The following is a 20,118-nucleotide window of genomic DNA, read 5'->3' on the forward strand; positions in this document are numbered from 1 at the left end:
GTTCTCGAGGGCGGCCAGGGTGACCACGGCGGTGCCGTGCTGGTCGTCGTGGAACACGGGGATGTCGAGCAGCTCCTTGAGGGCCTCCTCGACCTCGAAGCACACCGGGGCGGCGATGTCCTCGAGGTTGATGCCACCGAATGCCGGGGCGATGGCCTCGCACACCCGGATGATCTCCTTGGGGTCCTTACTGTCCACGCAGATGGCGTAGGAGTCCACGTCAGCGAACTCCTTGAAGAGCAGTGACTTGCCCTCCATCACCGGCATCCCGGCGGCAGCCCCGATGTCGCCGAGGCCGAGCACCGCGGTGCCATTGGTGATGACGCCGACGAGGTTGGCGCGCGAGGTGTATTCGGCGGCCAGCGACGGGTCTTTCTCGATCGCCAGGCAGGGATAGGCCACGCCGGGCGAGTAGGCCAGCGACAGGTCGCGCTGGTTCATCAGCGGCTTGAGCGGGGTGACCGCGATCTTTCCCCGGACCGGTGCGCGGTGGTATTCCAGCGCGGCTTCACGCAAAGCCAGTTCGGCGGGGGACAAGGGCTGGGTCATCGGGGCGCTCCTGGGGGTGTCCGCGGGACACCGGTGTTTCAAAAGGGAGCGCAGATTACTGCGGCCCGCCGCGGGGCGCATGCGTGTTTACCGCGCAGAAGGCGGGAAACGGGGGTTCATGCCGGCAAGAGTGTGGGTTATGCACAAGATGCATGACAGGCGGGCGGTACCGCCGTCAGTGCAGCCGAACCGCCGCGTCGAAGTACCAGGTGCGGCGGATCTCGATCACGTCGAACTCGCGGGCCAGCGCGGGCGGAAACGCCGGGTAGGGCCGCTGGGTTTCGACGAGGCGCCGGATGGCGTCGTCGATCTCCGCCACGCCGCTGGAGACGACGAAGGTCATCGACTCCACCGAGCCGTCGCTGCGCATGGCCACGGTCACCGTGGGCGGGGTATGGGGGCGCTTCGTGATTTCGCGGACCTTGTCGGGCAAGGTGTTGAACTGGATCTTCAGTGCCCAGGCCTGGGCGTAGGCGACGAGGTCGGCGTTGGGGTCGGTCTGGCCCCAGAGCCGGGCGCGGCGGGCGCTGCTCAGGGACAGGGGAAGCGCGCTGGATGGGCGTGGCGCGTTGGCGGCGGCGTCGCGGCGGGCGTTTTCCTCGTCAAGCTGGCGCCCGATGGCGCGCAGCACAGCCTCGCGCTTCGCTGCGGCCTCCTGCGCGGCCTGGACGCGGGCGGCTTCCTGCTGCGCGGCGGCCTTCCGGGCGGCGTCCGCGCGCTCGGCCTCCAGCCGGGCCGCCTCGGCGCGGGCGGCGGCTTGGCGGGCGGCTTCCTGCCGCTGGGCTTCCAGCTGGGCGGCGGCCTGACGCGCGGTTTCCTGGCGCACCGCCTCCAGTCGGGCCGCTTCGGCGCGGGCGGCGGCCTGGCGGGCGGCTTCCTGCCGCTGCTGTGCTTCCAGCTGGGCGGCGGCGGCTTGCCGTGCAGCCTCCTGCCGCTCGGCCTCCTGTCGGGCGGCCTCGGCGCGGGCGGTGGCCTGACGGGCCGCTTCCTGCCGCTGGGCTTCCAGGGTTGCGGCGGCCTGACGCGCCGCTTCCTGGCGTTCAGCTTCCAGCCGGGTGGCCTCGGCGCGGGCGGCTGCTTGACGGGCGGTTTCCTGGCGCTGGGTTTCCAGTTGGGCCGCGGCCTGTCGTGCAGCCGCCTGCCGTTCAGTCTCCAGCCGCACGGTTTCGGCGCGGACCGCTTCCTGCCGCTGGGCCTCCAGCGCGGCCTCGCGCGCGGCCAAGGCCGCCGGATCAGGGCTCGACGCGCTGGGTTCGACCGCGTTGGCCAGAGTCGGTGTCTCGGGCGCCACCGGCACGACCGGCGCGGGCACCTCGGACGGCGCGGCGGTGAGGACGGCCGGCGCCGGGCTTGGCGGTGGAGGCGGCGGCGCGCGATCGGGGACAGCGGGACGCGGGGGCGCCGCGTTCACCGGGGTGGCATCGGCCACGGCCTGGGGGGCGACTTCTGCCGGCGCCTTCGGGGGCGCGACAGGCGCAGGCTTGGGCGCCTCGGCCACCGCAGGCGCCTGCGGGCGTGGCGCGGGCGGCGCAGCTCGGGGTGTCGGCGCTGGCAAGCGCACCGGCGCGGACCGGATCGACGCCTGCTGCACCGGCACGGCGCTCGCCGGGTCTGCGGGCGCGACGAGCGGAGTCGCCGGCAACGGCGTCAGCACCACCTGCACATCGGGCACCGCGATCCGCCGTTCCTGCCAGGGCAGCACGAAGCCCGGCAGCCCCTGCCCATCGCCGCCGACCAGCTGGCTCAGCAGCAGCACATGGAGCAGCCCGGAGACCACCAGCGCGCCATTGAAGGACTTGCGCTCACGCGGCGTGCGCTGGATCTGCGGTGGGGGCCGACGCCTAGGCGAGCGCGGCGAACGCTCGGGCGCCTGGTCGAAGTCGTGCACGGTCCACTTGTCTTTCATTGCGCCCGATTCTCAGGGATGCGGGCGCAGGGGCGGGCTGAGAGATCGCTGAACAAACGGGGGCTTCTGCGAAGCCTTTTGATCAATCAGTCTGATCGCGTCGGCTCGCTGGGTGTGTCCAACGCAGCTTGCAAGGTGGACATCAGTGGCGCCAGCTCCACCTGGACCGTCCGCCAGACGACGTCATGGTCGATGTCGAAATACGCATGCACCATCCGGTTGCGCATGCTGACGATGGCAGGCCAAGGCACCCCCGGTACGGCGGCGCGCCCGGGCGGGGAGACGCGCGATGCAGCCTCTCCGATGATCTCGACCGCCCGGACGACCGCGAACCGCAGCATCTCGTCCGTATCCAGATCGGTGCGTTGCCGACCAGCCAGAAACCCACGGGCCGTGCGGGCCGCGTCAATCATGTGACGAAGGCGATTGCGGTCCTCAGGCGACATAGGCCACCTGTGCCTGTCGAAGGACTTCTTCGCGGAAGTAGGGACTCAGCTCCTGCGCGGTGCGCAGATCGACCTTGACGCCCAGCGCCTCGGTCAGCTCGATCTCGATCCCGCTCAGGCCGATCAGGCCGGGCACCCTCCCCGGCTCGAACTCGACCAACAGATCCAGATCGCTGTCGGGGCGGGCCGTGCCCTTCATCCGCGAGCCGAACACGGACAGCCGGTGGATGCCATGGCGCTGGCAGATCGGCGCCAGATCACCGCTCGAAAAATGGGTCAGCGCGGGAACGGTCATCGCAAGCTCCTGGACAGTTCAGACATCGTCGGCAAGTTTGCCTGACTCAGGACCGCAACACGCGTCCCGAAATCTGGATGGACTGAATTGACCCTACATCAGCAGGTCGTCATCCTCGCGAATGCGAGGACCCACGCCAGTCAAACACCGCCATCCTTGTGCATGGCTACCCGCGTTCATGGACATGACGGGACGGAGACGCCCCATTCAATCGCTCGAAACCAGGAGTCCCTCGTGATCAAGGTGCTGACCCTCGAACATTCAGAAGAAGACTTCCAACTGGTCCTGACCTTCTCGAACGGTGCGCGAGGACGTTTCGACTGGGCCGCCTATCTGTCCACGCGCCAAGGTCCGCTGCTTGACCCCCTGCGCCAAGCCGACTATTTCCGGCGCTGCTTCGTCGAAGCGGGCGCTGCCTGCTGGCCGAACGGGCTGGAACTGAGCGGTGCGCGGGTCTTCGAGTTGAGCTATCCGCTGAGCTTGGCAGCCTGATCCTTCTGGCATAGGCGGCCGGTCAGACTTCGCCCCCATCCGCCTTGGGCCGCAGTCGCACGGTCCAGTGCCCACCGGGCTCCTGCTGGAGCGTGAGCAGGTCATAGGTGCGCAGCATGTCGAGCAGGCCGGAATGGCCGTAGATCTTCGGTGAGAAGGACGGATCGGTGCGCTTCAGGTACTGGCCCAGACCGCCCGGATGCACCTTGCCATCAGAGGTATTCGCAGCCAGCAACTCGACGGCCTCGACAACGAACCTCGGCCTCCGTTTGGGCAAGGGCTTCGGCGGATCGGCCTTCAGTGCATCCAACTTGTTGTCCACCAGCACCCGTGCTGCGGCACCCTCACCGGCGCCGTTAGACGGGCTCACCACAACGGGCCGAACCCACTCGAAGAACTGGTCACTGGCATTGCGCAAGGCCGCCGGCGTCTTGTCCTCGCCAACGATCACCACTTGCGCGCCACGCTCGCGCAGCTTGCGGCACAGATACGCAAAGTCCGAATCGCTGGTGACCAGACAGAAGGTGTCCGCCCGATCGTCAAACATCGCCTCCAGCGCATCCAGCGCCAAGGCGATGTCCGAAGTGTTCTTGCCAGCGGCGTACTGAAATTGCAGGCAAGGTGTGAACGCCAGACGCACCAGCGCTTCCTGCCACTTGTTGGCCAATGTGCTGTGATTGCCATATCCACGGCGCAACACGACACGACCGAACTGGGCGACCACGCGCAACGCGTGCTCCAGCACCTCCGGGGCGGTGTTGTCACAATCGACCAATACCGCGACACGGCTCTCTTGAGGCCCAGCGAGCGACATCCTTTCTTCCCTCCCAGAAAACGCGCTTTCATGCGCGTATTTTTCAAATAGAGGCGAATTGTCAGGCAAGCTCACGCAGCCGCAGTATCAATAAAAAGGCCGCCCGAAGGCGGCCTGGATAGATCGAGTCCGGGACGTGATCAGCCCGCCGCCCGCTTCGCCAGAATCTCGAACGCCGGCAACGTCTTCCCCTCCAGCACTTCGAGGAACGCCCCGCCGCCGGTGGAGATATAGCCCACGTCACCCTCGATCCCGTACTTGGCAATCGCCGCCAGCGTGTCGCCACCGCCCGCGATCGAGAACGCCGCGCTCTCGGCCACCGCGCGGGCGACCGTTTCCGTGCCATGCGAGAAGGCTTCGAACTCGAACACGCCGACCGGGCCGTTCCACACAATGGTGCCGGCGGCCTTGAGCTGCGCGGCCAGGATGGCGGCGGTCTGCGGGCCGATGTCGAGGATCAGGTCGTCGTCGGCGACGTCGGTGGCGGCCTTGACGGTCGCTTCCGCGGTCGGCGAGAAGGTCTTGGCGCAGACCACGTCCACGGGGATCGGCACCGCCGCGCCGCGGGCCTTCATCGCCTCGATCACGGCCACCGCTTCGGCGACCAGATCCGGCTCGGCCAGCGACTTGCCGATCTTCAGACCGGCCGCCAGCATGAAGGTGTTGGCGATGCCGCCACCGACGATCAGGCCGTCCACGTTGGCCGACAGCGCCTTGAGGATGGTCAGCTTGGTCGAGACCTTCGAGCCGGCGACGATCGCCACCAGCGGGCGCTTCGGGTTGGCCAGGGCCTTGCTGATCGCGTCGATCTCGGCCGCCAGCAGCGGGCCGGCGCAGGCGATCTTGGCGTACTGGGCGATGCCGTAGGTCGAGGCTTCGGCGCGGTGGGCGGTGCCGAAGGCGTCGTGCACGAACACGTCGCACAGCGCGGCCATCTTCTGCGCCAGCTCGGCGTTGTTCTTCTTCTCGCCCTTGTTCAGGCGGCAGTTTTCCAGCATCACGAGCTGGCCCGGCGCCACGTCCACGCCGTCCACCCAGTTGGCGACGACCGGGATCTCGCGGCCCATCAGCTCGCCCATGCGCTTGGCGACCGGCGCCAGCGAGTCGGCGGGCTTGAACTCGCCCTCGGTCGGGCGGCCCAGGTGGCTGGTGACCATCACGGCCGCACCCGCGTTCAGCGCCATCTCGATGCAGGGGATCGAGGCGCGGATGCGGGTGTCTTCGGTGATGTGGCCGGCGTCATCCTGCGGCACGTTCAGGTCGGCGCGGATGAACACGCGCTGGCCGGCGATCTTGCCGGCGGCGATCAGGTCTTGGAGGCGGAGGACATTCATGTGGATAACTCCTTGATGTGAAAGAAAAAAGAGAACGGGAAACGAAGGGAAATCAGAACGCGTCGGCGCTACCAGCCCAGGCCGATGCGCAGCGGCAGGAAGACGGCCATGCCGACGACGATGGTGCCGAGGATGCCGCGCTTCCAGAAGTAATAGGCCAGCCCGACCGCCGCGCCGATCAGCCGCGCATCCGCCAGCGTGGCGATCAGCGCGCCACGCGTCAGCAGCACCTCGGGCACGATGATGGCGACCAGCGCGGCCAGCGGCGCGTACTTCAGCGCCCGCTTGGCCCAGGCGGGAATCGGCACCTCCTCGCGCGGCAGCATCAGCAGGCTGCGCGTCAGCACGGTGACCACCGCCAGCCCGACGATGGTGAGCGCGGCTTCCCAGGTGTTCATGGCGCGGGCCTCCGCAGCACCGCGGCCAGCCGCCCGCCGCCACCGCCGGGCCGCTCCATCAGCAAGCCTGCCGCCACGGCTGCGGCCACCGCGACGACGATGTGCAGCTTGTACGGCAAGGCATACGCCGCCACCGCCGCGAGGGCCGCCACGGCAGCGCAGATCCAGGTCGCCCGGTCCACCAGCAGCGAGCAGGTCAGCCCGATCAGCGCCAGCGTGCCCGCGAAGCCGAGGCCCCATGCGGGCGGGATCACGTCCGCGAGCACGATGCCCACGATCGACGGGATCTGCCAGCCGATCCAGACCACCACGGCGCCGCTGACGAAGTATTCGACCTGGCCGGGGCGCGGCTCCGGCTCGGGCCAGGCCTTGATGAAGAGGGCGTAGTTGATGTCGGCGGCGAGGTAGCTCAGGGCCACGCGCTGGCCACGCGGCAGGTGGCCGAAGTACCAGCGCCACTGCGCGCTGTAGATGATGAAGCGCAGGTTGACGATGCAGGCGGTCAGCAGCACGACCCAGATGGGAGCACCAGCGGCGATCAGCGGCAGCGAGGCCAGTTGCGAGGAGCCGGCGAACACCGTCAGCGACATCAGCAGTGCGAGCCAGGGGTCGAGCCCGCTCTTGACCATCGCCACGCCGGTGACGAGGCCCCAGGCGGCCATGCCGGGCACCATCGGCAGCATGTCGCGCACGCCGCGCGCGGCCTCGGGATGCTGGCGCAGCGCCTGCCAGCGCTGGCGCAGGGTCACAGGGGCTGGTGGATCGCCTGGGGGGTGCATCCCCGCATTTTCACACTGGCGGCGACCGGATCGGCCGCGGGGTCGTCAGTGCGTCGGCTTGGCGGCGTGGCTGGCGCCGGCTTTCTGCGGTTTCTTGCCGTCGTCGATGATCTCTTCGTCCGGCGCATCGTCCTTGGCCGCCTTGGGTTTGGCGCCAGGAGCGGCCGGCCGCGGCTCGCTGGGCGCGACGCCTTCGAGCTTGTTCTCGCGCATGTACTCGTCCATCTCGCGCCAGCCGGTGTAGACCGCCGCCTTTTCCGCCTTGGGATTGAGGGTGTAGCAATCCTCGATGGCGCGCATGGCGTGGCGGCAGGCACTGCCCACGGCCTTGGCGTCGGCCTCGGTGCGGGCCAGGGTGGCGCTGGCGGATTCGATGCCGAGCTGGTCGCAACCCGCCAGCAAGCCGGCGGCGATCAGGGCGAAGGCGATGGCAGGGACGGGATGGCGCATGGCTGAACTCGGGGTGTGGTCCCCAGCGCTATCGTCGTCCCGCCGCGCGACTTGAGCCGCGCAGTCCCTCAGCCGAGCTGCTCGCCGGGGCCGATGGCACAGCCCCGCAGGAATTCACGCACCGGCTGGCGCCGTCCGCCGGGCCGCTGCAGGCTGGTCAGCGCGAGTGCGCCCGCGCCACAGGCCACGACGATGCCGGCGCCCTCCCCGTCCACCGCCAGCACGCTGCCCGGCGCGCCCTGCCCGTCCACGGCACGCGCCTGCCAGACCTTCACCACCTCGCCGCCGCGGCTGAAACTCGCGCCGGGAAAGGGATCGAAGGCCCGGATGCGCCGCGCCAGTACCTCGGCGGGCAGCGTCCAGTCGAGCGCCGCTTCGCGCTTGTCGATCTTGTGGGCGTAGGTGACGCCTTCGGCGGGCTGCGGCGTGGCGTGCAGGCTCCCGCGGGCGGCCAGAGCCAGCGCCTCGACGATCAGCCGGCCGCCCAGCGTGGCGAGCCGGTCGTGCAGCGCGGCGGTGGTGTCGTCCGGGCGGATCGGCTCGGGCGCGACCAGCAGCATGTCGCCGGTGTCCAAGCCGGCGTCCATCTGCATGATGGTGATGCCGGTCTCGGCATCGCCGGCCTCGATGGCGCGGTGGATCGGCGCCGCGCCGCGCCAGCGCGGCAGCAGCGAGCCGTGGATGTTCAGACAGCCCAGCCGCGGCAGGTCGAGCACCCACTGCGGCAGGATCAGCCCGTAGGCGGCGACCACCAGCACGTCGAGCTGGGCGGCCTGCAGCGCTTCACGGGCGGCGGCGGCCTCGTCCGGGGTACGGCCGTCGAGCTTCAGGCTGGTCGGCTGCGCGACCGGCAGGCCGTGCTGCAGCGCGCACTGCTTCACCGCCGAGGGCTGCAGCTTCATGCCGCGGCCGGCGGGGCGGTCGGGCTGCGTCAGCACCAGCGGCACGACGTGGCCGGCCGCCAGGATCGCCGCCAGCGCCTCGGCGGCGAACTCGGGCGTGCCCGCAAAACCGACGCGCAGCGCCGCGCCCGTCATGCCTCGTCCTCGTCTTCGCGCAGGCGCTTGACCATCTTGCTGCGGATGCGGTTGCGCTTCAGCGGCGAGAGGTATTCGACGAAGACCTTGCCCACGAGGTGGTCCATCTCGTGCTGCACGCAGATGGCCAGCAGCCCTTCGGCCTCGAATTCGTAGGTTTGGCCGTCCCGGTTCGTGGCCCGCACCGCCACGGTGGCGTAGCGCTCGACCTTGTCATAGATGGTCGGAACCGACAGACAGCCCTCGTCGCTGACCACACGTTCCTCACTGTGCGCGATGATGACGGGATTGATCAATACGAGCTGGTCGGACTTGTCCTCCGAGGCGTCGATCACAATGAGCCGCTCATGCACATCGACCTGCGTGGCGGCCAGACCGATGCCGCGGGACTTGTACATCGTCTCGAACATGTCGTCGATCAGCCGGCGCAGGCGGTCATCGACGGTCGCGACAGGCTTGGCGACCTTGTTCAGGCGGGGGTCGGGATAGCGAAGTATGGTCAGCAGGCTCATGGCGAGGGTCGGCACAGGGCGGTGCCACTGCGTGAAAGTTGTGATTCGGGAACAAGGTCATCGGCCGGCGGGCGCACCATCCGTGTCAGGCGCCACGGCCGATTTCATTGCAGCATCAAGGGTTTAGGGGCAGAATTTATGAGATTGATTGAAGAGTTTCGCGCGGGCCTGACCGGTCGGCGCACGGAGACGCGCTCCATGATCCTGTCCCACGGCAAGCTTGCTACCGTCCAGCGCGCAAGCGCCAGGGCGGCAAGCCTCCTGACCCTCGCCATGCTCGGCCTGTCCATCTCGTCGGCCCATGCATTCCCCGATTATCCAATCACCGGCGCCCAGCGTGGCACGGCGCAGAAAGTCGCCGAAATCGGTGTGCCCTTGTCGGAGCTGGCACCGAACGCGCCCGACAGCTACACCGTCAAGCGCGGCGACACCCTGTGGGACATCTCGAAGCTGTTCCTGCGCAGCCCGTGGCGCTGGCCCGAGCTGTGGGGCATGAACCTGCAGGACATCCGCAATCCCCACCTGATCTACCCCGGCCAGCTGCTGACGCTGGTCAAGAGCGGCGGGCGGGCACGGCTGGTGTTCGGCGGCGGCAGCGGCGGCACGGTCAAGCTCTCGCCGCGCGTGCGGGCGGGGGACGGGGACCTGGGGCCGATCGCCTCGATCCCGCTGCACCTGATCGAGCCGTTCCTGAACGACGCCGTGGTGCTCGACAGCGACACGCTGGCCCGTGCGCCGCGCATCGTCGCCGGCCGCGAAGGCCGCGTGCTGCTCAGCCGCGGCGACACCGCCTACGTGCGCGGCGAGATGCCCGCCATCCGCGACTGGCGCGTCTTCCGCGAGGCACGCCCGCTGCGCGACCCATCGGGCGGCGAGATCCTGGGCTACGAGGCCGCGTTCGTCGGCAATGCCGAATACGTGCGCGCCGGCGAAACCCGGACCGACGCCCAGGGCGCCACCGAGGTCGTGCCGGCCACCTTCACGCTGAGTTCCCTGCGCCAGGAGGCCAGCATCGGCGACCGCATCGCGCAGGCCCCCGTCCGTGATTACCGCAATTACGTGCCGCACGCGCCGGCCAAGCCGATCGCAGGCCAGATCATCTCGATCTACGGCGACGGCCTCTCCGCCGGCCAGAACCAGATCGTGGCCATCAACCGCGGCGAGCGCGACGGCGTGGAGCGCGGCCATGTGCTGGCCGTGCTGCGCACCGGCGAGCGGGTCGCGGACAAGTCCGACCCCCTGAAGGCCACCCTGAAACTGCCCGACGAGGCCCATGGCCAGCTCTTTGTCTTCCGGGTCTTCGACCGGGTGTCGTACGCGCTGATCCTCAGCGCCGAAACCGCCGTGCGTCCCGGCGACCGCTTCACGCCCCCGTGACGGTGGCGGACGACGAACTCGCCGCCTGGCTGCGCCTGCTCGAAACCCCGGGCATCGGCCGCCAGCGCGCACGCCGGCTGCTGCTGGCGTTTGGCGGGCCGCGGGAGATCTTCGAGGCCTCGCCGGCGGCGTGGCGCGAGGTGCTCGACGGCCACAAGGTCAGCGAGGCGCTGGCCCAGACACCCGAAGGCCACGACGCCCTGGTGGCGCGCACGGCACAGTGGCTGCAGCAACCCGGCTGCCACCTACTGTTGCTCGGGGATCCACAGTACCCCGCCGCCTGGATGGAACTGGCCGATCCGCCGCTGCTGCTGCACGCCCGGGGTCGGCTGGAGCTGCTGGGCATCGGCGCGCTGGCCGTCGTGGGCAGCCGCCATCCGACGCCGCAAGGGGCCGACAACGCCTACCAATTCGCCGCCGCACTGAGCCAGGCCGGCATGGTGATCGTGTCGGGGCTGGCGCAGGGCATCGACGGCGCGGCGCACGAGGGGGCGCTGAGCGGACCGTCCGGCACGATCGCCATCGTCGGCACCGGGCTGGACCGGGTCTATCCGCGCCAGCACCACGCGCTGGCCGGGCGCATCGCCACGGAAGGGCTGATCGTGTCCGAACACGTGCTCGGCACACCGCCACTGGCACCCCATTTTCCGCAGCGCAACCGCCTGATCGCCGGGCTGGGACGCGGCACGCTGGTCGTCGAGGCGGCGCTGCAGTCCGGCTCGCTCATCACCGCGCGGCTGGCGATGGAGTCGAACCGCGAGGTGTTCGCCATCCCCGGCTCGATCCACAGTCCGCAGGTCAAGGGCTGCCACCAGCTCATCAAGAGCGGCGCGAAGCTGGTCGAGACGACGCAGGACATCCTGGACGAACTGCACTGGGGTACCAGCGCACCCGTCATCGCAAGCAAGACCCCGGTGGCCTCCCCCATGGCCGCCGTTCAACGGCCTCTGGACACCACGCCGGAAGATCCGCTGCTGGAGGCGATGGGCTGGACACCGGTCACGCTGGATGCCCTGCAGGCCCGCACCGGCCTGCCCACGTCAGCGCTGAACCACCGCCTGCTGGAACTGGAGCTGGACGGCCATGTGGTGCGTCTCCCGGGCCCGCTGTTTCGGCGTCAGGCCTGCGCGTGACTCCATGCACGCCGGCCACCGGCAGCAGCCCGGTGGGCGCCAGCCATTCAGGATCCGCTCAGGTATAGTGGATTCATGTTCGACGTGCTCGTTTATCTTTACGAAAACTATTGGCGACCCGATGCCTGTCCGGAGCACGCCCAGCTTTCGCGCAAGCTCACCTCGGTGGGCTTCGAGAGCGACGAGATCGAGGACGCGCTGAGCTGGCTCGACGGGCTGACCACCGTGGCCGAATCCGAGGCCAAGGCCCAGAGCCCGCTGTCCCTGCGCGTCTACACCCCGGCCGAGCAGGACCACCTCGGCACCGCGTCGATCGCCTTCCTGAGTTTTCTCGAATCCGCGGGCGTGCTGCCGGCGCCGATGCGGGAAATCGCCGTCGACCGCGCCATGGCCACGACCGGCGAACTCGCGCTGGAAGACCTGAAGATCATCGTGCTGATGGTGTTCTGGAGCATCGGCGAAGAGCCCGATGCGCTGATCCTCGACGAACTGTTCGTCGACGCCGAGGACCGGCTGATCCACTGAGCCCTTGGGCCACTGATCCAGCCAAGGATCAGTGCAGCAGGCGCCCCGGATCGGCGTCGAGCTTGGCCAGCGCGTCGCGCGTGGCGCGCACGGTCAGCGATTCCTCTTCCACCGGCACCAGCAGTCCCGCTTGCAGGAAGGCCGCCAGGCGGTGTTTCTGGAACAGGATGCCGCGCCCCTGCGGGGACACGAACAGGTTGAACTGCTTGCGCGAGCCTTGCCAGGCGAGCTGGACGTTGGCAACCGTGTCGCGGTAGTCCAGACGGAACCAGCTGCCCACGCTCAGGTTGCCGCACCAGGCGACCATCGCCGGCGTGGGCATGGAGCCACCCTCGGCGACCACTTCCAGATCCTTGGTCTCGTGGCCGGAGAGATCCCGCACCATCGACTCGTCGATCTCGATGTGGTCCACGTCCGGCAGCATGTCCTCCAGCGTCTCCAGCTGCATCATCAGCTCGTTGAGGCGCTCGGTCGGGATGGCGGCGGTGCGGGCCGAGAACGCCGCCTGCAGGGCATTGTTCAGCGCCTGGATGTACTCGTCCTGCCGCGGCACCGGCACGCCGGCCGACACCATGCCCTCGCGCAGCTTCTTCAGCAGCGGCGAGAGCCGGCGGATCGCCTCGGAGCGTTCCTCGCGCGACACCTTGGCGCTCGCCAGCCAGATCAGGTCGGCGGCGGCCTTGCGCATCGCCTTGGTCGGCTCGCTGGCCTGCCCCGCCTTGACGGCGGTCGTCGCCAGCACGTCGGCCCAGACGTGGAACAGGAACTCGCGCACCCCGTCGTGGACCGGCACCTCGTTGAGCATCTTGCGCAGCTCGATCGTGTACTGGATCGCCAGCGTCTCGCGCTGCTCGATCTGCTGGGCCAGCGACACGCCCTTGCTCGCCGCCAGGTGCGCGGACTTGAAGTAGTCCTCCAGGAAGCGCTCGAACTCGGTCAGCACGGTCTGGAACACGCGCCGGCCGGTGTCGGGATAGGCCTCGACCACCTGCACGACCCGCTTGATCTCGCGCTCCATCGGCTCGCTCACACCCGCGCTGCCCGCTTCGAAGCCCATCACGCAGGCGCCCATGCGGTCGATCAGCTTGCGCGCCGGGTGATCGATGGTGGCAAAGAAGTCCGGCTCGGCGATGGCCACGCGCAGCACCGGCATCTGCAGCCGCGCGAACCACACCCGCACGGCGGCCGGGATGCGCTCTTCGGTCAGCAGGCTCTGGAACATCAGGGCGACCACCTCGATGGTGGCGCGTTCGACCGGCGTGGTGGCCGCCTGCTTGAGGGCGGCCTTGCGCGCCTGCAGTTCCTGCAGCAGCCCCGGCGTGCTGACCGCCGCCGACTGCGACAGCACCGGCACATGGCCATGGGCATCCGGCCTCGGATCGAAGCGGTGCTGCACGGCGGCCTGCACCTCGTTGATCGCCGCGCGCAGTCCCGGCGAGGCGGGCGGGTGCGGCTGGGCGATGGTCGAGCTGTAGAAGTCGGGCACCTGCCGCGACACCAGCCGGTTCAGGCGCCCGAGCACGGCTTCGGCCTGCTCGATGCTGCGCAGCAGTCCGGGCGAGCGCGTCATCATGCGGGTCTCTTCCTGCACGTCGCCGCGGCCGGTCGGGCCGGCGTCCCCGCCACCGGCGGCGTCAGAGGCGCCTCGTCCCGAGCGCCAGGCACCCGAGTTGTCCGCGGCGGATTTGCCCAGTCCGGCCATCACGGTGGGGGCGTACTGGTGCGCGTTCTCGGGCGTCATGCCCTGGTAGCCGCCGGCGCCGGAGGCTGCCCCGGTGCGGCCCTGCAGGCTCGGCGGCGACGGGAAGCGCTCGCCGGACGCTGCGGCCGGCGAGCCCGCGGCGGAAGGCGTACTACCACTGCCGCCACTGCCACTGCCACTGCCACTGCCACCACTTCCACCGGTGGGCGCGCGCGTGCCCGCCGCCGTGGCCGAACTGCCGCTCGCACCGGAGCCGCCACCGCCACCCGCGACCGGCGCAGCAGGCGGAGGTCCGGCGTCCCGGCTGCGGCGGATGAACTGGCGCAGGTTGACCTCCGGACACACCCCCTGGCCGATCAGCCAGCGGTTGGTCTCGTGGTAGGCCTCATGGACGAGCCCGGCAAACTCCTCGTGCAGCAGCGGCTGCACCAGACGCCAATGCTCGACGGACAGCCCGGCGGTGCGCCAGCTGTCCACGGCGGCGCGGGCCAGCGCGTGCGGACGGAGGATGTCCTGCGGGTCCATCTCGTCGCGGCGGTCCAGCGCCGACATGCGGTAGCGCAGGTCGGAGAACTCCCAGCTCGCCTTGTCCATCATGGCCAGGGCCATGCGCGACACCAGGATCTCCAGATCGATCGTCGAATCATCGACCAGCGCCAGATCGCCCGCCTTGGTGGCCGTCGGCTGGGAACCGTGCGCGGGACTCGGGCGACCGGCCAGCACGGTGGCCAGCTGCGCGATGAAGAGCTGCTGCCAGCTGCCGGCCTGACGCGGCAGATCGACCAGCAGATCACGCCGCTTGAGCATGAGGTCGGGCGGTCCGACCTGGGTGCACTGCTCGCGCAGCCGGTCGATGACCGCACGCATCGCACGGGTCAGGCTGCGGGACACCTGGTCGCAGTAGAGGCGGCGAGCCTGCGCAGCAAGTACCGAAGACGGAGCAGCAGCGGAGGCCATGGGTGTCGAGCCGGAGTCCGTGCGAACGGATCAGAAGATGAAAGAACCGCCTACTCTACACGAGCCGAACGTGGACGGTCGTCAGACCACCGCGCCGGAATTCGGATCGTTCGGATCCTGGTCCTTGCGGGCGCTGCTGACCAGATCTTCCCGCTTGACGCCCAGCCACATCGCGATCGCCGCCGCCACGAACACCGACGAATAGATGCCGAACAGGATGCCGATCGTCAGCGCGAGCGCGAAGTAGTGCAGCGTCGGGCCACCGAACAGCAGCATCGACAGCACCATCATCTGCGTCGAGCCGTGCGTGATGATCGTGCGGCTCATGGTCGACGTGATCGCGTGGTCGATGACCTCGGGCGTCGTCATCTTGCGGAACTTGCGGAAGGCCTCGCGGATCCGGTCGAAGATCACCACCGACTCGTTCACCGAGTAGCCCAGTACCGCCAGCACCGCCGCCAGCACCGAGAGCGAGAACTCCCACTGGAAGAAGGCGAAGAAGCCCAGGATGATGATGACGTCGTGCAGGTTGGCGATGATCGCGGCGACCGCGAACTTCCATTCGAAGCGGATCGCCAGATAGATCATGATGCCGGCGACCACGAAGGCCAGCGCCTTCAGGCCGTCCTCGGCGAGTTCCTTGCCGACCTGCGGGCCGACAAATTCGCTGCGCGAGAGCTTGAGCGGCTCGGTCGCGGTGGCGCCGGAGCCGGCCTCGCAGGCCTGGCGGCTGATCGTCTCGCCCTTGGGGGTCGTCGTCTGCACCGGCTTGAGCAGGCCGCCTTCGGCCGCGCAGAGCTGCGCGTAGACGCGGCCCACCACCTCGGACTGCTTCACGTCACCGCGCAGCGGCAGGCGGATCAGCACGTCGCGCGAGGTGCCGAATTTCTGCACCTGCACTTCGCCGAAGTTCATGGCTTCGACGGTCGCGCGCACCTTGGCGATGTCGGCGCTCTGGGCGTATTCGGTCTCGATGACCGTGCCGCCCGTGAACTCGATCGACAGGTGCAGCCCGCGGGTGAACAGGAAGAACACCGCCAGCGCGAAGGTCAGGAAGGAAATGGCATTGAAGACCAGCGCATGCCGCATGAACGGGATGTCGCGCCGGATACGGAAGAATTCCATGGCGGGCTCCTGTCAGGCCTTGGGGGTGGTGACGGTGGTCGAGGTCGGCGCGGACCCCGGCTGGGCGGCCGGTTTCCAGATCTGCCCGATCGAGACCCCCTGCAGCTTCTTCTTGCTGCCGTACCAGAAGTTCACCAGCCCGCGCGAGAAGAACACGGCCGAGAACATCGAGGTCATGATGCCCAGGCAGTGCACCACCGCGAAGCCGCGCACCGGGCCGGAGCCGAAGGCCAGCAGCGCCATGCCCGCGATCAGCGTGGTCACGTTCGAGTCCAGGATCGTCGCGAACGCACGCTCGTAGCCGAGGTTGATCGCCATCTGCGGCGAAGCGCCGTTGCGCAGTTCATCGCGCACACGCTCGTTGATCAGCACGTTGGCGTCGATCGCCATGCCCAGCACCAGCGCGATGGCGGCGATGCCCGGCAGCGTCAGGGTGGCCTGCATCATCGACAGGATCGCCACCAGCAGCAGCAGGTTCACGGCCAGCGACAGCGTCGAGAACACGCCGAAGAGCATGTAGTAGGCGCACATGAAGATGGCGATGGCGACGAAGCCGTACAGCACGCTGTCGAAGCCCTTGGCAATGTTCTCGGCGCCCAGGCTGGGGCCGATCAGGCGCTCCTCGATGATCTCCATCGGCGCGGCCAGCGAGCCGGCGCGCAGCAGCAGCGCGGTGTCGGCCGACTCCATCGGCGTCATCGAACCCGAGATCTGCACGCGGCCACCGCCGATTTCCGAGCGGATCACCGGCGCGGTCACGACCTCGCCCTTGCCCTTCTCGAACAGCAGGATGGCCATGCGCTTGCCGATGCTCTCGCGCGTGACGTCGCGGAAGATGCGCGAGCCGCGGGCGTCGAGCGTCAGGTGGACGGCAGGCTGCTGGGTGTCGTCGAAGCCGGCCTGCGCGTCGGTCAGGTTCTCGCCCGTCAGCACCACCTGGCGCTTGACGATGATGGGCACGCCGCCACGCTCCAGGAACTTCTCGGTGCCGAAGGGCACGGGGCCGCCACCGGTCAGCGCGGCCTGCGCCTCGGCGCTGTCGTCGACCATGCGCACTTCGAGCGTCGCCGTGCGGCCGATGATGTCCTTGGCCTTGGCCACGTCCTGCACGCCGGGCAGCTGCACGACCACGCGGTCGGTGCCCTGCTGCTGGATCACCGGCTCGGACACGCCGAGTTCGTTGATCCGGTTGTGCAGGGTGTTGATGTTCTGCGTCAGCGCCTGCTGGCCGACGTTGCGCACCGCCTCGGGCTTGATGCGGCCGGTCAGCTTGAGTTCGGCCGGGTCGGCGCCTTCGGTCCAGACCACGTCGGCCTGGGCGTCGGTCAGCGCCAGGCGCGCCTTGTCGAGCGTCTCGCGGTCGCGCAGGCGGACCTCGATGCTGTCACCGGCGCGGTTGATGCCGCTGTGGCGGATCGACTTGTCGCGCAGCAGCGTGCGCACGTCGCCGGTCAGCGACTCGGTTTTCTTGGTCAGCGCCGCGGCCATGTCGACCTGCATCAGGAAGTGCACGCCGCCGCGCAGGTCCAGACCCAGGTACATCGGCAGCGCGTGCAGGCTGGTCAGCCACTGCGGCGAGCGCGACACCAGGTTCAGCGCGACGATGTACGACGGGTCGGCCGGATCGGGATTGAGCGCCTTGACGATCGCATCACGCGCCTTGAGCTGCGCGTCGGTGTCGGTCAGACGGGCCCGCACCGACAGGCCTTCGAGCTGGACGAAGTCCGGCTGGAGTCCGGCGGTCTTGACGGCCTGTTCCACACGCGCAACCATGCCCGCGTCGATCTTGACCGTGGCCCGGGCGCTGGAGACCTGCACGGCCGGCGCCTCGCCGAAGAAGTTGGGCAGGGTATACAGCAGGCCCACCACCACGGCGATGCCGAGGATCAGGTACTTCCACCAGGGATAGCGATTCATCGTGCTGACCGGCCTTGGACAGGCGCGCTCTCTATAGGGTGATGCGAGTTACTTGATCGTGCCCTTGGGCAGGACCTGGACCACCGCGCTGCGCTGGAGCTGCACGACGACGTTGCCGGCGATCTCGACCGACACGTACTGCTCGTCCACCTTGGTGATGCGGCCCAGCAGACCACCGCCGGTGACGACTTCGTCGCCCTTGCCGAGCGCGTCGATCATGGCCTTGTGCTCCTTCTGCTTCTTCATCTGGGGGCGGATCATGATGAAGTACAGCACCACGAACATCAGCACCAGCGGCAGCATCTGCGTCAGGGACGACATGCCACCGGCTGCGGCGCCTGCGGTCTGTGCGTAGGCATTGGAAATGAACACGTTCGAACTCCTCGACGGGGAAGGACAGGGTTGTCAGATGAGACAAAGCGTTGGATTGTAGGGCCCTCGGCCTGCGGCCCGTCGTCGGGAAGCCCCGGGGGGATCAAGCCCGCACGCGCCACTCCGATAAGGTGGCATGGTTTCCATCCCCCAGCCCTCCGCGAGCGGACCGACGGCGTACCGCGCCACGCCGCCCGTCCTGGATGCCGTGCACGGCCGTGCGTGCCCGCCGACGCGGGTGCTGCTGCAGGTCAGCCGCCCCTGGCGGGCGATGCTGGCGGGCGCCCTGCTGGACCGCGGACTGCAGCCCGTCCTGCCGGGGGAACATGGCCAGGCTCCGGCCGATGTCGTGGTCCGGGAGTTCGGCCCGCCGCGCAGCGCGAACAGCCAGCGCCCCCCCGATCCGAGCGCCGACGCGGGCACCGGCCCCCCCATGGTCGCCTGGCTGTCGCCCCGGCCCGGCGACGACACCACGCTGCTGCGCCACCAGGCGCTCGATGCCGGCGCCGTGTCGCTGGTCCGCGCCAGCGCCCATCCGGACGAGCTGGTCCGCGTCGTCGGCCACCTGGGCCGGCTGCGCGCCGGTCCGGCCGCCACCGAGGACATCGCCTCGACGCTGCACGCCCCGCTGAGCCGCGTGCTGCAGCAGGCCAGCGCCAGCGCGCAGGTCGGCGCCCTGGTGTTGCTGGGGTTGGAGCGTTTCGACGAGGTCGTGCTGACCCTCGGCGCCGGCCTGCGTGCGCCGCTCCAGCAGGCGATCGAACACCGGCTGCAGGTGGCGCTGGTGGCCATCGAGGCCCGCCACGCCGGTCGTCTGCGGGCCCAGCTGACCCGCTGCGACGACGGGCTGGCCGTGATCATCGTGCCGCTGGCGCGGTCCGCCGACGCCGAGGCCCTGGCCTGCGAACTCCTGCAGCGGCTCGACGACCCGGTCGATCTGGGCGACCACCGCATCGTCGTCGGCGGCTACGCGGGGCTGGCCGTGTTTCCGCACGATGGCCACCAGACCGAGGTGCTGATCCGGCACGCCACACTCGCCCGGCATGAAGCACGGCGCCAGGGCCGCAACGGCTGTGTCGTCTACGGCTCGGCGCTGGGCCGCGGCGCGATGCGCCGGCTGCAGCTCGAAGGGGCGCTGCGCCGGGCGCTGGCGCAATCGGGCTTCGAGCTGCATTTCCAGCCGCAGGCCGATCTGCACACCGGCGCACTCACTGGCGCCGAGGCGCTGCTGCGCTGGCGCGACCGCGACCTTGGCCGGATCGAGCCGGTCGAGTTCATCGCGCTGGCCGAGGACACCGGGCTCATCACGCGGCTCGGCACCTGGGTGCTGCAGAACACCTGCCACCAGATCCGGCGCTGGCGTGACCAGGGGCTGGACGTGCCGCGCATCGCGGTCAACGTCTCGCGGCTGGAGATCGCCCAGCCCGACTTCGTCTCCGGCGTGCTCAGGACGCTGGTCGAGCACGGCCTGCCCGGCGGCACGCTCACGCTGGAGCTGACCGAGCCGGCCCTGATGCACGACGTCGAGCGGCTCGGCCAGCGCCTGCAGGCGCTGCGGGCGGCGGGGGTGCGCATCGCGGTGGACGACTTCGGCAGCGGCTACTCCTCGCTGGCTCGGCTGAGCCGGCTGCCGCTGGACGAGCTGAAGATCGACCGGGTCTTCCTCGCCACGCTGCAGGGCAATGGTGCCAAGGTGGCCGCTGCCGTCATCGGTCTGGGGCACACGCTCGGGCTGCGGGTCGTGGCGGAAGGGGTCGAGCGCGAGGACCAGCTCGACTTCCTGCGTCGCCACGGCTGCGACGAGTTCCAGGGCCACCTGCTGTCGCACCCGCTCGATGCCGCCACGATGGGGCGGCTGCTGGGCCATGCGCGCATCCAGCACCGGCTGGTCATGGACACCGGGTCCACGCCCTCGGCACGGATGACCCCCTTCCCCGAAATCCCCGACATCCGCAGCCTGCCCAGCCTGCCCCCGGTCCTGGCCTGACCGGGACACCC

At 69.4% G+C, this 20,118-nt stretch carries 19 protein-coding genes and 1 pseudogene; 5 read left to right on the top strand and 15 right to left on the bottom strand.

The annotated features are described in order from the left end of the window. The 4 genes and pseudogenes from AABN02_RS19245 to AABN02_RS19260 form a co-directional block, all read right to left on the bottom strand. A pseudogene (locus AABN02_RS19245) lies at positions 1–549 on the bottom strand (NADP-dependent malic enzyme); the annotation flags it as partial. A gap of 175 nt (positions 550–724) precedes the next feature. Next, on the bottom strand, positions 725–2,455 hold the full coding sequence (locus AABN02_RS19250) for a TonB C-terminal domain-containing protein (protein WP_338416529.1): 1,731 nt from the start codon (positions 2,453–2,455) through the stop codon (positions 725–727). Positions 2,456–2,541: 86 nt separating this feature from the next. Further along, the gene (locus AABN02_RS19255) at positions 2,542–2,868 is read right to left on the bottom strand and encodes a HepT-like ribonuclease domain-containing protein (protein WP_338416530.1); all 327 of its coding nucleotides are present in this window, start codon (positions 2,866–2,868) and stop codon (positions 2,542–2,544) included. A 22-nt stretch (positions 2,869–2,890) separates the two neighbouring features. Then, on the bottom strand, positions 2,891–3,196 hold the full coding sequence (locus AABN02_RS19260; RefSeq protein WP_338416531.1) for a nucleotidyltransferase family protein: 306 nt from the start codon (positions 3,194–3,196) through the stop codon (positions 2,891–2,893). A gap of 234 nt (positions 3,197–3,430) precedes the next feature. Here AABN02_RS19260 and AABN02_RS19265 point away from each other — a divergent pair, with 234 nt between their 5' ends. Then, on the top strand, positions 3,431–3,688 hold the full coding sequence (locus AABN02_RS19265) for a hypothetical protein (RefSeq protein WP_338416532.1): 258 nt from the start codon (positions 3,431–3,433) through the stop codon (positions 3,686–3,688). Positions 3,689–3,710: 22 nt separating this feature from the next. On the opposite strand, the gene AABN02_RS19270 is transcribed toward AABN02_RS19265, so the two are convergent. From AABN02_RS19270 to def, 7 genes are all read right to left on the bottom strand, one after another. Continuing rightward, on the bottom strand, positions 3,711–4,502 hold the full coding sequence (locus tag AABN02_RS19270; protein WP_338416608.1) for an NYN domain-containing protein: 792 nt from the start codon (positions 4,500–4,502) through the stop codon (positions 3,711–3,713). Positions 4,503–4,642: 140 nt separating this feature from the next. Beyond that, a complete protein-coding gene (locus AABN02_RS19275) occupies positions 4,643–5,836 on the bottom strand; it encodes a phosphoglycerate kinase (protein ID WP_338416533.1) in 1,194 nt (397 codons plus the stop codon). A gap of 68 nt (positions 5,837–5,904) precedes the next feature. Beyond that, positions 5,905–6,234 (bottom strand): AzlD domain-containing protein, encoded by a 330-nt coding sequence (locus AABN02_RS19280; RefSeq protein ID WP_338416534.1) that lies wholly within the window; start codon positions 6,232–6,234, stop codon positions 5,905–5,907. After that, positions 6,231–6,917: an AzlC family ABC transporter permease gene (locus AABN02_RS19285; RefSeq protein ID WP_338416609.1), complete on the bottom strand. Its 687-nt coding sequence runs from the start codon at positions 6,915–6,917 to the stop codon at positions 6,231–6,233. The genes AABN02_RS19280 and AABN02_RS19285 overlap by 4 nt, the downstream gene beginning before the upstream one ends. 141 nt (positions 6,918–7,058) lie before the next feature. Continuing rightward, a complete protein-coding gene (locus AABN02_RS19290) occupies positions 7,059–7,463 on the bottom strand; it encodes a hypothetical protein (protein ID WP_338416535.1) in 405 nt (134 codons plus the stop codon). A 68-nt stretch (positions 7,464–7,531) separates the two neighbouring features. Beyond that, positions 7,532–8,485 carry a methionyl-tRNA formyltransferase gene (gene fmt, locus AABN02_RS19295; protein WP_338416610.1) on the bottom strand — a complete coding sequence of 318 codons (954 nt, stop codon included), beginning with the start codon at positions 8,483–8,485 and terminating at the stop codon, positions 7,532–7,534. A gap of 11 nt (positions 8,486–8,496) precedes the next feature. Then, entirely contained in the window at positions 8,497–9,012 is a 516-nt protein-coding gene (gene def, locus AABN02_RS19300; RefSeq protein WP_338416536.1) for a peptide deformylase, read from the bottom strand. Positions 9,013–9,210: 198 nt separating this feature from the next. On the opposite strand from def, the gene AABN02_RS19305 reads away from it, so the two are divergent. The 3 genes from AABN02_RS19305 (at position 9,211) to AABN02_RS19315 (ending at position 12,047) form a co-directional block, all read left to right on the top strand. Continuing rightward, positions 9,211–10,389, top strand: a complete 1,179-nt coding sequence (locus AABN02_RS19305) for a LysM domain-containing protein (protein ID WP_338416537.1) — start codon at positions 9,211–9,213, stop codon at positions 10,387–10,389. 2 nt (positions 10,390–10,391) lie between these two features. Further along, positions 10,392–11,522, top strand: a complete 1,131-nt coding sequence (dprA, locus tag AABN02_RS19310; RefSeq protein ID WP_338416611.1) for a DNA-processing protein DprA — start codon at positions 10,392–10,394, stop codon at positions 11,520–11,522. A gap of 75 nt (positions 11,523–11,597) precedes the next feature. Continuing rightward, positions 11,598–12,047 (top strand): DUF494 domain-containing protein, encoded by a 450-nt coding sequence (locus AABN02_RS19315; RefSeq protein ID WP_338416538.1) that lies wholly within the window; start codon positions 11,598–11,600, stop codon positions 12,045–12,047. Between the two features lie 28 nt (positions 12,048–12,075). Here the strand turns inward: AABN02_RS19315 and AABN02_RS19320 are convergent, their stop codons facing one another. From AABN02_RS19320 to yajC, 4 genes are all read right to left on the bottom strand, one after another. Then, a complete protein-coding gene (locus AABN02_RS19320) occupies positions 12,076–14,706 on the bottom strand; it encodes a DUF1631 family protein (RefSeq protein WP_338416539.1) in 2,631 nt (876 codons plus the stop codon). 81 nt (positions 14,707–14,787) lie between these two features. Further along, positions 14,788–15,831, bottom strand: coding sequence for a protein translocase subunit SecF (secF, locus tag AABN02_RS19325; protein ID WP_338416540.1), 1,044 nt, complete (start codon positions 15,829–15,831; stop codon positions 14,788–14,790). Positions 15,832–15,843: 12 nt separating this feature from the next. Next, positions 15,844–17,748, bottom strand: a complete 1,905-nt coding sequence (gene secD / locus AABN02_RS19330) for a protein translocase subunit SecD (RefSeq protein ID WP_338416541.1) — start codon at positions 17,746–17,748, stop codon at positions 15,844–15,846. 48 nt (positions 17,749–17,796) lie between these two features. Continuing rightward, the gene (gene yajC / locus AABN02_RS19335) at positions 17,797–18,120 is read right to left on the bottom strand and encodes a preprotein translocase subunit YajC (protein ID WP_179633726.1); all 324 of its coding nucleotides are present in this window, start codon (positions 18,118–18,120) and stop codon (positions 17,797–17,799) included. A gap of 136 nt (positions 18,121–18,256) precedes the next feature. On the opposite strand from yajC, the gene AABN02_RS19340 reads away from it, so the two are divergent. After that, a complete protein-coding gene (locus AABN02_RS19340) occupies positions 18,257–20,107 on the top strand; it encodes a GGDEF domain-containing phosphodiesterase (RefSeq protein WP_338416542.1) in 1,851 nt (616 codons plus the stop codon). Positions 20,108–20,118: the final 11 nt, after the last annotated feature.

The sequence above is a fragment of the uncultured Sphaerotilus sp. genome (assembly GCF_963924895.1).
GTDB lineage: Bacteria > Pseudomonadota > Gammaproteobacteria > Burkholderiales > Burkholderiaceae_C > Sphaerotilus.